The sequence below is a fragment of the Burkholderia sp. AU6039 genome, assembly GCF_002223365.1.
Lineage (GTDB): Bacteria > Pseudomonadota > Gammaproteobacteria > Burkholderiales > Burkholderiaceae > Burkholderia.
Genome location: NZ_NKFK01000003.1, coordinates 692642 through 704540 on the forward strand (window position 1 = coordinate 692642; position 11899 = coordinate 704540).

The 11899-nt window shown below is 68.0% G+C and carries 9 protein-coding genes; 6 read left to right on the top strand and 3 right to left on the bottom strand.

Annotation, left to right across the window (positions count from 1 at the left end):
- Positions 1-187 precede the first annotated feature (187 nt).
- Complete coding sequence (locus CFB39_RS05955; RefSeq protein WP_089472427.1) at positions 188-2332, bottom strand: phosphocholine-specific phospholipase C; 2145 nt, start codon at positions 2330-2332, stop codon at positions 188-190.
- A gap of 279 nt (positions 2333-2611) precedes the next feature.
- The gene (gene pdxY, locus CFB39_RS05960) at positions 2612-3472 is read right to left on the bottom strand and encodes a pyridoxal kinase PdxY (RefSeq protein ID WP_069249245.1); all 861 of its coding nucleotides are present in this window, start codon (positions 3470-3472) and stop codon (positions 2612-2614) included.
- Positions 3473-3645: 173 nt separating this feature from the next.
- On the opposite strand from pdxY, the gene CFB39_RS05965 reads away from it, so the two are divergent.
- Entirely contained in the window at positions 3646-4707 is a 1062-nt protein-coding gene (locus CFB39_RS05965) for an alpha/beta fold hydrolase (RefSeq protein ID WP_089472428.1), read from the top strand.
- A gap of 34 nt (positions 4708-4741) precedes the next feature.
- On the opposite strand, the gene CFB39_RS05970 is transcribed toward CFB39_RS05965, so the two are convergent.
- A complete protein-coding gene (locus CFB39_RS05970; protein ID WP_089473230.1) occupies positions 4742-5740 on the bottom strand; it encodes an LLM class flavin-dependent oxidoreductase in 999 nt (332 codons plus the stop codon).
- Positions 5741-6380: 640 nt separating this feature from the next.
- On the opposite strand from CFB39_RS05970, the gene hpnI reads away from it, so the two are divergent.
- From hpnI to CFB39_RS05995, 5 genes are all read left to right on the top strand, one after another.
- A complete protein-coding gene (gene hpnI / locus CFB39_RS05975; protein ID WP_089472429.1) occupies positions 6381-7556 on the top strand; it encodes a bacteriohopanetetrol glucosamine biosynthesis glycosyltransferase HpnI in 1176 nt (391 codons plus the stop codon).
- Between the two features lie 136 nt (positions 7557-7692).
- Positions 7693-9135 carry a hopanoid biosynthesis associated radical SAM protein HpnJ gene (gene hpnJ, locus CFB39_RS05980; RefSeq protein WP_306426918.1) on the top strand — a complete coding sequence of 481 codons (1443 nt, stop codon included), beginning with the start codon at positions 7693-7695 and terminating at the stop codon, positions 9133-9135.
- A 3-nt stretch (positions 9136-9138) separates the two neighbouring features.
- Positions 9139-10023 (top strand): hopanoid biosynthesis-associated protein HpnK, encoded by an 885-nt coding sequence (gene hpnK / locus CFB39_RS05985; protein WP_089472430.1) that lies wholly within the window; start codon positions 9139-9141, stop codon positions 10021-10023.
- On the top strand, positions 10020-11069 hold the full coding sequence (locus tag CFB39_RS05990; RefSeq protein ID WP_089472431.1) for a lysylphosphatidylglycerol synthase domain-containing protein: 1050 nt from the start codon (positions 10020-10022) through the stop codon (positions 11067-11069). The genes hpnK and CFB39_RS05990 overlap by 4 nt, the downstream gene beginning before the upstream one ends.
- Before the next feature lie 87 nt (positions 11070-11156).
- Complete coding sequence (locus tag CFB39_RS05995; RefSeq protein ID WP_011351454.1) at positions 11157-11714, top strand: hypothetical protein; 558 nt, start codon at positions 11157-11159, stop codon at positions 11712-11714.
- Positions 11715-11899 lie beyond the last annotated feature (185 nt).

Below are 11899 nucleotides of genomic sequence, written 5' to 3' on the forward strand. Positions count from 1 at the left end.
TATATAGGTCGCCGATATGCCAGGGTCTTGGCAATTCGCCGCGCATTCGGTGCGGATTTGCGCATAGCTTCCGCGCGTGCGGCGGCAGCCGGTATCGGGAGTTTCCCGTCGCGAACGGAGCGGGCGGAGAGGAGGGGAGCAGGGAAGCGGCGCGGCCCGCCGGGGCCGCGCCGCGCATGCGACGCCGTCAGTCGGACAGGGCGTCCGATGCGGCTTCGGCATCGTCGTGCGATGCGTGCGTGCGGATCAGCGGATCACTGGTGCTCGGGCGGCCGGTCTCGACGTGCCCCGCGTAGCGGCGCAGGAAGCCGAGCAGGCGGCCGTCGCTGACGGTCAGGTCGTACCAGCCGTGGCTGCCGCGCAGATCCCAGTAGTCATCGATCTGCTGGCCCGGCGCGAGGTCGAACGTGCGCGCGCGGCCGTGGCCGTACGCGTTCGTGACCTTGAGCCGCACGGCCTTGTGGCCGCGGTTCATCAGGCGCAGCGTGATGTTGCCGTTCGCGACGTCGTAGCCGTAGATCACCTCGGGGTTCACGTTCGCGCTGCCGACGCCGGTCGCAAACGGGCCGCGGAAATGGCAGTAGAAGCCGTTCGGGCCGTACACGTCGAGGTCGTACAGGCCGAGCGACGCCGCGGCGCTCCACGTGTCGGCGATCCGCTTGCCGGCTTCGACCGTGTACGCCCACGGGCCGTCGAGGCGATTGCGCGACTGCACCTGGAACGCGGCGCCTGCCCGGCCGGTGTTCGCGAAGGTCAGCCGGAACAGGCCGTTCACCGATTCGACGCGGCCGTGCACGAACAGCTCGTACGGCAGCGCGCGCGCCGGCCGCAGCCCGGCCTCCTGCTTCGGCAGCTTCTGCAGCACCGGCGGCACGGGGATGTAGTCGGGATGGCGCAGGCGGTCGGGCGGCGCATAGCTGCTCGTGTCCGGCAGCGTCGGCCAGCCGGCATCGGCCGTTGCGAAATCGAACGCGGCGGTCAGGTCGCCGCACACCGTGCGGCGCCACGGCGAGATGTTGCCGGCCTTGACCGGGTATTGCGCGCCGAAACGCGCCTCGATGAATTGCAGCAGCGACGTGTGATCGTAGGTCTGCGAGCAGACCCAGCCGCCCTTCGTCCACGGCGACACGACGAGCATCGGCACGCGCGGCCCGAGCCCGTACGGGCCGGCCATGTGCGATGCGTCGCCGGGGAACACCTCGTTGGTCGTCGCGACCGTCGATAGCCCGTTGTCGCGCGACTGCGGCGCGAACGGCGGCTGCACGTGGTCGAAGAAACCGTCGTTTTCGTCGTACGTGATGAAGAGCGCGGTCTTGCTCCATACCTCCGGATTCGACACGAGCGCCTTCAGTACCTGCTCGATGTACCACGCGCCGTAGTTCGCCGGCCAGTTCGGGTGCTCGGAATACGCCTCCGGCGCGCAGATCCACGACACCTGCGGCAGCGTGCCGTTCTTCACGTCCTGCTGCAGGATGTCGAACAGCGTGCCGCCCGCGCTGATGTTGGTGCCGGTGCGCGCCTTGTCGTACAGCGGCGTGCCGGGCAGCGCGTTGCGGTACTGGTTGAAGTAGAGCAGCGAGTTGTCGCCGTAGTTGCCGATGTACGGGTTCTGCGTCCAGCCCCACGACCCGGCGGCGTTCAGGCCGGTGCCGACGTCCTGGTAGATCTTCCACGACACGCCGGCGTTCTCGAGCACTTCCGGATAGGTCGTCCAGCCGTAGCCCGCTTCCTCGTTGCCGAGCACGGGGCCGCCGCCCGTGCCGTCGTTGCCGACGTAGCCCGTCCACATGTAGTAGCGGTTCGGGTCGGTCGAGCTCGGGATCGCGCAGTGGTACGCGTCGCAGATCGTGAACGCGTCGGCGAGCTGGTAGTGGAACGGGATGTCGTCGCGCTTCAGGTACGCCATCGTCGTGGTGCCCTTGTTCGGCACCCACTGGTCGTAGCGGCCCTTGTTCCAGGCGGCGTGCATGTCCTGCCAGCCGTGCGGCAGGTCCTGCAGGAACTGCAGGCCGAGCTTGTCCGCGCCCGGGTGGAACGGCAGCAGCTCGGCCGGGCCGACCGGCTGGTGGAACACCGACTTGCCGTTCGCGAGGCGCAGCGGACGCGGGTCACCAAAGCCGCGGACACCGCGCATCGTGCCGAAGTAGTGGTCGAACGAGCGGTTCTCCTGCATCAGGATCACGATGTGTTCGATATCGCGGATGGTGCCGGTGCGGCGGTTCGCGGGAATCGCAAGCGCATCGCGAATCACGGGGGGGAACAGGTTCAGCGCGGCGGCGCCGGCGGTGCCGGCAGCGACGCGCAGGAAGTCACGACGGTTCGATCGGGTCATGGTCGTTATCGTGCGGTAAAGGGGGGGGCCGATTGGCAGGACCTGCTGGAAGGGCGCGCCCGGGTCGCAGGATGCGGCTGCGCCGGGTGGTGCCGCCGCGAGCATAGCGAGAAATCGGTGTCATTCATGTGAAGTCCGGAAACGTTTGCATCCGCATCGAAGCGATATCGAAGCGGCGTCGGGCGAATGTCGCCAGCGGTCGCGGTGCGGCAGGGATGAGGCGGGAAAGCGATGCGGCGCGAGATGCGCGCCGGTGAAGCGCAGGGCGATGCCGGCGAGTCAGGCGTCCGTGACCCACGCGCCGAACCATTCGCTCGGCCGCGCGATTTCGTCCTGCGCGGCGACGAGTTCGAGCTCGTAGCGGCGCGCATCGTAGGTGGCCTTCACGACCGCGTGCACGGCCGCGAGCGTGTGCTCGAATGCCGCACGCACGGAGTCGCCGCGCAGCCGGCAGGCGACGAAGATCGCGCTGGTCAGGTCGCCGACGCCGACCGGATGGCGCGGAAACGCGTACAGCGGGCGCTGGCCGATCCACGCTTCGGTTTCGGTGACCGCGAGCATGTTGAAACGATCGGCGGGGCTGTTGCGGTCGTGCAGGTGCTTGACGAGGATGATCTGCGGGCCGCGACGGATCAGCGAGCGGCAGGCTTCGACGGCTTCGGCGACGGTTTCGATACGCCGCCCGGCGAGCTTCTGCAGTTCGGTGTGGTTCGGCGACATGCCGTCCGCGAGCGCCGGCACCTCCTGGACCATGAATTCCTCGACGCCGGGCTCGGGCCGGATGCCGCCCGTCTGGCCCATCGCCGGATCGCAGAAGTACCACGCGTTCGGATTCATCGCCTTCACCGAGCGGACGATCTCGATAGCCGCACGCGCCTGCGGCGGCGAACCGAGGAAGCCGGACAGCACGGCGTCGCAGCGCTTGAGTGCGCCGATCGCGGCGATGCCGTCGACGAGCTGCTCCATCTTCGCGGCATCGATCGCGCTGCCGGCCCAGTGACCGTACTGCATGTGATTCGACAACTGGACGGTATTGAGCGGCCAGACGTTGACGCCGAGGCGCTGCATCGGGAACACGGCCGCGCTGTTGCCGGCATGGCCGTAGATGACGTGCGACTGAATGCTGAGGACGTTTTTCATGGGAAGCGCCTGCACGCGTTTCAGGGTCACGTCACACGATACCCGAGTTCGTCGCGCACGCGGAAGTCGCGCGGCGCCGGAGTGTTGCGCGCCGTCGTCAGCGCGACCGCGTAGAATCGCGGGGCGCGAGACGGCCCGGCCGCCCGCGTGCGTCTCCAATCACCGTGATCGCCATGCTTTCGATTCGCAAGATGTTGTTTGCCGTGCGCGCCGCCGTGCTCGGCGCGGGTGTCGCCGTCGCGTGCGCCGTGCCTGCCATGGCCGCCGCCGCATCGCCCGCCGGCAACGACGGGCCCGTGTATGGCCCGCGCCTGGAAGGGTTCGCCTATCCGGCGCCCGTGCATCTCTACACGTTCGTGTCGCAGCGCGAAACCCTCGAGATGGCCTACCTCGACGTGCAGCCGGCCCACCCGAACGGCCGCACCGTCGTGCTGCTGCACGGGAAGAACTTCTGCGCGGCGACCTGGGAGGACACGATCGGCGTGCTGAGCCGCGCCGGCTATCGCGTGATCGCGCCGGATCAGATCGGTTTCTGCAAGTCGTCGAAGCCCGATCGCTACCAGTACAGCTTCCAGCAGCTCGCACGCAATACGCATGCGCTGCTCGAATCGGTGGGGGTGAAGTCGGCGACGATCGTCGGCCACTCGACGGGCGGGATGCTCGCGATGCGCTACGCGCTGATGTATCCGAAGGCGATCGACCAGCTCGTGCTCGTGAACCCGATCGGCCTCGAGGACTGGAAGGCGCTCGGCGTGCCGCCGCTGCCGGTCGACTACTGGTATGCGCGCGAGCTGAAGACCACGGCCGACGGCATTCGCCGCTACGAGCAGGGCACGTACTACGCGGGCAAGTGGTCGCCGTCGTACGAGCGCTGGGTGCAGATGCTGGCCGGGATGTACCGTGGCGCCGGTCGCGACGCGGTCGCATGGAACTCCGCGCTGATCTACGACATGATCCTCACGCAACCGGTGGTCTATGAACTCGGCGCGATCCGCGTGCCGACGCTGTTGATGATCGGCGACAAGGACACGACCGCGATCGGCAAGGACGTCTCGCCGCCCGACGTGCATGCGAAGCTCGGCCGCTACCCGGAACTCGCGAAGCGCACGCAGGCGGCGATCCCCGGCGCGCAGCTCGTCGAGTTCCCGGCGCTCGGCCACGCGCCGCAGATCCAGGATCCGGACGCGTTCCACAAGGCGCTGCTCGACGGGCTGGAGGCCGTGCACCCGCAGTGATGCGGGGCCGGCCGCTGGCGGCCCGGGCGCGCCGTCAGCGCGTTTCGCTCGCGAGCTCGTCGCGGATCTGCGCGGTCAATTCGAACGAGCGCAGCCGTGCCGCGTGATCGTAGACCTGTGCGGTGACGATCAGCTCGTCGGCCCCCGTCTGCGCGATGCGGTCGCGCAGCTTGTCGCGCACCGTGTCGCGCGAGCCGACGGCCGCGAACGACAGCGAATGCGCGACGGTCGCGAGTTCGAGCTCGTTCGCCTCGAGCACGTCGACCGGCGGCGGCAGCTTGCCCGGCGTGCCGCGCCGCAGGTTGATGAACTGCTGCTGCAGCGACGTGAACAGGCGCCGCGCCTCGTCGTCGGTATCGGCGACGAACACGTTGACGCCGACCATCGCATGCGGCTTCGGCCATGCGGCCGACGGCCGGTACTGCGCACGATAGATCTCGAGCGCGCGCATCAGGTAATCCGGCGCGAAGTGCGACGCGAACGCGAACGGCAGCCCGAGCATCGCGGCGAGTTGGGCGCTGAACAGGCTCGAGCCGAGCAGCCACACGGGCACGTCGAGCCCTGCGCCGGGCACCGCGCGCACGCGCTGGCCGGGCACCGGCTCCGCGAAGTAGCGCTGCAGCTCGGCGACATCATCCGGAAACGAGTCGGCGCTGCCGATCAGGTCGCGGCGCAGCGCGCGCGACGTGGTCTGGTCGGTGCCGGGCGCGCGGCCGAGGCCGAGGTCGATGCGCCCCGGATACAGGGACGCGAGCGTGCCGAACTGCTCGGCGATCACCAGCGGCGCATGGTTCGGCAGCATGATGCCGCCCGACCCGACCCGGATCGTCCGCGTGGCGCCCGCGACATGGCCGATCACGACGGCCGTTGCCGCGCTCGCGATGCCGGGCATGTTGTGATGCTCGGCGAGCCAGTAGCGCTGGTAACCCCAGCGTTCCGCGTGCTGCGCGAGATCGACGGTGTTGCGGAATGCCTGGGAGGCGTCGGCGCCGGCCGGAATGGGGGCGAGATCGAGTACGGAAAACGGAGTCATCGGATGGCCTTCGAAAGGGGCGCGCGCGGTGATGCGCTGACGCAACAAATGCCAAGGATTTTGCCAAAGGGTTCCGGAACGTGCTGGAGGCGGCCCGATACCCATGCGCGGTTCAGGGGTGCAGGGTCGAATTCGGCGGTCGTTGCAAAAATCGATCTAATCGCCGATTAATTACCGATCTTTACGGCGATTGGATGTGAATCCGCATCGACGTACAAATTTGCACGAAACGTAGGATTTTCAAGACTGCAATACGCCTGCAAACCGCTTACGCTAACGTGAACGCGGGTGCACCCAAATGGTTCGCCGACTGCGCAGCTTTGCCGGAATTGCACCAGTCCGTTTCTCGTAGCGCCGAGCGCGGGGTGCCGCAGGCTGCTAAAATCCGGCGCCTACCCATGTTGTGCCGAAGGTAGCCATACGAATCTTCCCGCATCCCGTCCGGGCGTCGCGCGGAGATGCACCACGCGAAGCCGGGCATGGCCGTATCCGAAGGATGGGTCGAGCCTCCCCCATATACAGGCGCTGCTGGAACAAGGAGTCGGGTCGTGCCCGCGTTCGTCGTTGTCGGAATACCGAATCACGCTCAATCATGCTCACGCGTTCTCCATGGCGTTCAGGTCGCCGGGAGGCGTCGCGCATGACGGCAACCGCAACGATGCTCGACTGGCTCCTGATCGTCTTCACGCTGGCCGCGGCCGGCTATGCGCTCGTCGCCGCGTTCGCGCCGCGGCCGCGTACGCCGCGCACGGCCGTGCGCGACGGCTTTGAGCCGGTCAGCGTGCTCAAGCCGCTGTGCGGCGCGGAGCCGCACCTGTACGAAAACCTCGCGACGTTCTGCGAGCAGCGCCATCCGCGGTATGAAGTGCTGTTCGGCGTCGCGTCGGCGGCCGATCCGGCGATTGCCGTGGTCGAACGGCTGCGCGCCGATTATCCCGAGTGCGACATCACGCTCGTGATCGACGCGCGCGTGCATGGCAAGAACCTGAAGGTCAGCAACCTGATCAACCTCGCCGAGCGCGCGAAGTACGGCCGCATCGTGATCGCGGACAGCGACATCGCGGTGAAGCCCGACTATCTGGAGCGCGTGACGGCGCCGCTCGCCGACGTGTCGGTCGGTGTCGTCACGTGCCTGTATCATGCGCGCAGCGTCGGCGGGTTCTGGACGCGGATCGGCGCGCAGTTCGTCGACGCATGGTTCGCCCCGTCGGTCCGGATCACGCACCTCGGCCGCTCGAGCCGCTTCGGCTTCGGCGCGACGCTCGCGCTGACGCGCGACACGCTAGACCGGATCGGCGGCTTTCCCGCGCTGAAGGACGAACTGGCCGACGATTTCTGGCTGGCCGAGCTGCCGCGCCGGCTCGGGCGACGCACCGTGCTGTCGGAGGTCGAGGTCGCGACCGACGTGATCGAACCGTCGTTCGGGCCGCTGTGGCACCGCGAGACCCGCTGGCTGCGCACGATCCGTTCGCTGAACCCGGCCGGCTTCGCGTTCCTGTTCATTACGTTTACCGTGCCGTGGCTCGCGATCGGCGCGGCGCTCGCGCTGCGCCTCGACGGCACCTTCGCCGGCGCGCTGGCGGGCTGGGCGGCCGGGGTGGGCGCGTTCGGGCGGCTCGTGCTGCACGCCCGCGGCGAGGACGGCTGGCGCGCGTTCTGGCGCGACCTGCCGCTCGTCGCGGTGCGCGACACGCTGCTCGCGCTCGAGTGGCTCGCGGCCGTGTTCGGCACGCACGTGGTGTGGCGCGGCGCGAGGATGACGGTCGTCGGCGGCGAACGCGCGACTGCGGCGGTGGAAGCAGTGGACGGCCGCTAGGGCCGTTCCGACCGAACCCGGCCCGAGGGCCGAGACGCGCTGCGCGGCGAGGCCGCGCGGCGCGACATGACAGAGAGGCGGGCGCCGGCAGGGCGGCCCGCGGTTTTTTGACTGAATCGTTGTGACGAATCGAACTATGCAGGCTACCGGAGCATTCATGAAAACGCTGTTCTTGCAGGCCCCTTCGTATGACGGCTTCGACGGCGGAGCCGGCTCGCGCTACCAGGCGAAGCGCGAAATCCGTTCCTTCTGGTATCCGACGTGGCTCGCGCAGCCGGCCGCGCTCGTGCCGGGCAGCCGCGTCGTCGACGCACCGGCCGACGGCCTGTCGGTCGAGGAAACGCTGAAGATCGCGAACGACTACGACCTCGTGATCATCCACACGAGCACGCCGTCGTTCCCGACCGACGCGATGTTCGCGCAGGACCTGAAGAAGATGAAGCCGTCGATGCTGGTCGGCATGGTCGGCGCGAAGGTGATGGTCGATCCGCACAACTCGCTCACGGCGAGCGACGCAATCGACTTCGTGTGCCGCGAGGAATTCGACTACACCTGCAAGGAAATCGCCGAAGGCAAGCCGTTCCCGGAGATCAAGGGCTTGAGCTGGCGCGCGAAGGACGGCTCGATCGAGCACAACGAAGCGCGTCCGATCCTCGAGAACATGGACGAACTGCCGTTCGTCGCGCCCGTCTACAAGCGCGACCTGAAGATCGACAACTACTTCATCGGCTACCTCAACTATCCGTACGTGTCGATCTACACGGGCCGCGGCTGCAAGTCGCGCTGCACCTTCTGCCTGTGGCCGCAGACGGTCAGCGGCCATCGCTACCGCACGCGCTCGGTCGAGAACGTGCTCGCGGAAGCGAAGTGGATCCGCGACAACATGCCGGAAGTGAAGGAACTGATGTTCGACGACGACACCTTCACCGACGACCTGCCGCGCGCGGAAGCCATCGCCATCGGCCTGGGCAAGCTCGGCATCACGTGGTCGTGCAACGCGAAGGCGAACGTGCCGTACAAGACGCTGAAGGTCATGAAGGAAAACGGCCTGCGCCTGCTGCTGGTCGGCTTCGAATCCGGCGACGACCAGATCCTCGTGAACATCAAGAAGGGCGTGCGCACCGATTTCGCGCGCCGCTTCAGCGCGGACTGCAAGAAGCTCGGCATCAAGATCCACGGCACCTTCATCCTCGGCCTGCCGGGCGAGACGCAGGAGACCATCAAGAAGACGATCGAGTACGCGAAGGAAATCAATCCGCACACGATCCAGGTCTCGCTCGCCGCACCGTATCCGGGCACGACGCTCTACAAGCAGGCCGTGGAAAACGGCTGGATGGAAGAGAACAAGACCATCAACCTGGTGAGCAAGGAAGGCGTGCAGCTCGCGGCGATCGGCTATGCGCACCTGTCGCGCGACGAGATCTATCACCATCTCGAGCAGTTCTATCGCCAGTTCTACTTCCGCCCGTCGAAGATCTGGGAGATCGTCCGCGAGATGCTGACGAGCTGGGACATGATGAAGCGCCGCCTGCGCGAAGGTGTCGAGTTCTTCCGCTTCCTGCGCGCGCACGAGGCCTGATTCATGGCGACGCAGCCGGCGGCGCGGGCGCTGATCTTCACCGCAGACGACTTCGGGCTGCACCCGCGCGTCAACGCGGCGGTCGAGCGCGCGCACCGCGACGGCGTGCTGAATGCCGCCAGCCTGATGGTCGGCGCGCCCGCCGCGCACGATGCGATCGAGCGCGCGCGGCGGCTGCCGTCGCTCGCGGTCGGCCTGCATCTCGTCCTCGCGGACGGGCCGGCCACGCTGCCCGCGCGTGAGATTCCCGCGCTTGTCGGCCCCGACGGGCGGTTCGGCGATGCGATGGCGAAGGACGGCTGCCGCTTCTTCTTCCTGCCGCACGTGCGGGCGCAGTTGCGCCGCGAGATTCGCGCGCAGTTCGACGCGTTCGCGGCGAGCGGCCTGCCGCTCGACCACGTGAACGCGCACAAGCATTTCCACCTGCATCCGACCGTGCTGTCGCTGATCATCGAGATCGGCCGCGACTACGGGTTGCGCGCGGTGCGGCTGCCGTACGAGACGAGCGCGCCCGCGCTGCTCAAGCCGTGGATCGCGCTCGTGCGCGCGCGGCTCGACCGCGCGGGGCTCGCGCACAACGACTACGTGGTCGGGATCGAGCATACGGGCGCGATGGACGAGGCCGTGCTGCTCGATGCGCTCGCCAAGCTGCCGCCGGGCGTCGGCGAGATCTACTGCCATCCGGCCGAGGCCGGCGACGGCCCGATCACGCCGACGATGGCCGGCTACCGTCCAGCGGACGAACTCGACGCGCTGCTGTCGCCGCGCGTCGCGGCCGCGCTGAAGGCGGCGGGCGTCGCGACCGGCGGCTTTGCCGACGTGTTCGGCCAGCCCGCCGCACGGCGCGGCGCGCCGGCGTCGCGCGCACCGGGAGCGCAGCCGTCATGACCAAGTGGATCAAATGGCTCGGCTGGCCGCTCGGCATCGGCATCCTGCTCGCGCTGGGGCTGCACGAAGGCATCGGCGACGTATCGCAGATGCTCGCGCGCGCCGGTTACGCGTTGCTGTGGCTCGTGCCGTTCCATGCGCTGCCGCTGCTGCTCGACGCCTACGCGTGGCACCTGCTGCTCGACAAGCGCTCGTCGCTGCCGTTCCTGTGGTGGATCGCGACCGTGCGCGAGGCCGTGAACCGGCTGCTGCCGGTGGTCGGGATCGGCGGCGAGATCGTCGGCATCCGCCTCGCGCGCTGGCAGGTGCCCGACGCGAGCCGCGTGACGGCATCGGTGATCGTCGAGTTGCTCGTGACGATCGTCGTCCAGTATGCGTTCGCCGCGCTCGGCCTCGTGCTGCTGCTCGCGACGACGGACAGCATGGGCGGCGGCACGATCGGTCTCGCGTTGCTGCTCACGCTGCCGCTGCCGGTGCTCGGCGTCGTGCTGATGCGCCGCGGCGGCATCTTCCATGCGATCGAGCGTTTCGCGGGCCGCCTGCTCGGCGATTCGCACCGGCTGCTGCAGGGCGTCGACGGCAAGCGGCTCGACGCCGACATCGATGGGCTGATGTCGCGCACGGGCCTGCTGTTCAGCGCATTCTTCTGGCAGTTGGCCGGCTACGTGCTCGGCGCGCTCGAGATCTACTGGGCGCTCGCGCTGCTCGGCCATCCAGTGTCGATCGGCGGCGCGATCGCGATCGAGGCGATGGCGCAGGCCGTGCGCCATGCGGCGTTCATGGTGCCGGGCGGCCTCGGCGTGCAGGAGGCGACCGTCGTGCTGCTCGCGCAGATGTTCGGCGTCGACCGCGAGACGGCGCTGTCGCTCGCGCTGGTCAAGCGCGGCCGCGAGGTGCTGTTCGGCTGCCTGGCGCTCGGTTCGTGGCAACTGGCCGAACTCGTGCGCACGCGGCGCCGTATCGACGTGCCGCCGGCCGTGCCACGGGCGCCGCACGCGACGAGCCGCACGACCCGGGCCGAGACCGAAACCGAAACGATGCACTGAACACGAGACGGGCCGCGCGCCCGTCTCGCGCTTTTGGCGTTGCGCGGGTATCCTTGCCGCGTGTTTTCTCGACGCGCATTTCTTCCGATGAATTTCCGTTTCCGGCTGCTTCCCGTGACGATGCTGGCCGCTGCGCTGGCGCTGACCGGCTGCGACGACAAGCAAGGCAATCTCGACGTGCAACGTATCAGGGATTTCTTCAACGCGATCAAGCCCGCGCCGCTGCTGCTGAAGGGGCTGAAGGTCGGCGAATCGACCGAGGCCGACGTGCGCGGCACGATGGGCAAGCCCGAGACCGAGCGCGACTTCACCGACGGCTCGAAGCGGCTCGAATACCCGCGCGGCCCGATGGGCAACCAGACGTGGTTCGTCGATCTCGATGCGAACGGCCGCTACACGGGCGCGACGCAGGTGCTGACCGCCGAGAATTTCGCGAAGGTGCGCCCCGGGATGAACGAGGACGAGGTGCGGCGCCTGCTCGGCAAGCCCGGCGACATCGCGCAGTATCCGCTCAAGCCCGAGATCGTCTGGAGCTGGCGCTGGCTCGAGGACGGCGTCAACACCGACGCATTCTTCAACGTCCATTTCGGCCCGGACGGGCTTGTCTATACGACTTCGCGCTCCGACATCCTGAAGGGGCGGTAGGCGCAACCGCAGCCTCCTTCGGCGCTATATCGAAAAAGCGACCGGAAAATTGCAAAAAGTCCGCTTCCCCGCCGGTTATCCGGTTGTCAGGAAGCGGCTTTTTTCCTTTTGAAACAGCGGCGTACGCCGTGGTTGCAAATGATGGGGCGGATTGTTGCGACGCAGCAATCACGCGCAAGGTGATT

Coding starts and splice junctions, on each gene's coding strand:
- CFB39_RS05955 (WP_089472427.1), bottom strand. CDS start 2,332: ATGACCCGATCGAACCGTCGTGACTTCCTGCGCGTCGCTGCCGGCACC.
- pdxY (WP_069249245.1), bottom strand. CDS start 3,472: ATGAAAAACGTCCTCAGCATTCAGTCGCACGTCATCTACGGCCATGCC.
- CFB39_RS05965 (WP_089472428.1), top strand. CDS start 3,646: ATGCTTTCGATTCGCAAGATGTTGTTTGCCGTGCGCGCCGCCGTGCTC.
- CFB39_RS05970 (WP_089473230.1), bottom strand. CDS start 5,740: ATGACTCCGTTTTCCGTACTCGATCTCGCCCCCATTCCGGCCGGCGCC.
- hpnI (WP_089472429.1), top strand. CDS start 6,381: ATGACGGCAACCGCAACGATGCTCGACTGGCTCCTGATCGTCTTCACG.
- hpnJ (WP_306426918.1), top strand. CDS start 7,693: ATGCAGGCTACCGGAGCATTCATGAAAACGCTGTTCTTGCAGGCCCCT.
- hpnK (WP_089472430.1), top strand. CDS start 9,139: ATGGCGACGCAGCCGGCGGCGCGGGCGCTGATCTTCACCGCAGACGAC.
- CFB39_RS05990 (WP_089472431.1), top strand. CDS start 10,020: ATGACCAAGTGGATCAAATGGCTCGGCTGGCCGCTCGGCATCGGCATC.
- CFB39_RS05995 (WP_011351454.1), top strand. CDS start 11,157: ATGAATTTCCGTTTCCGGCTGCTTCCCGTGACGATGCTGGCCGCTGCG.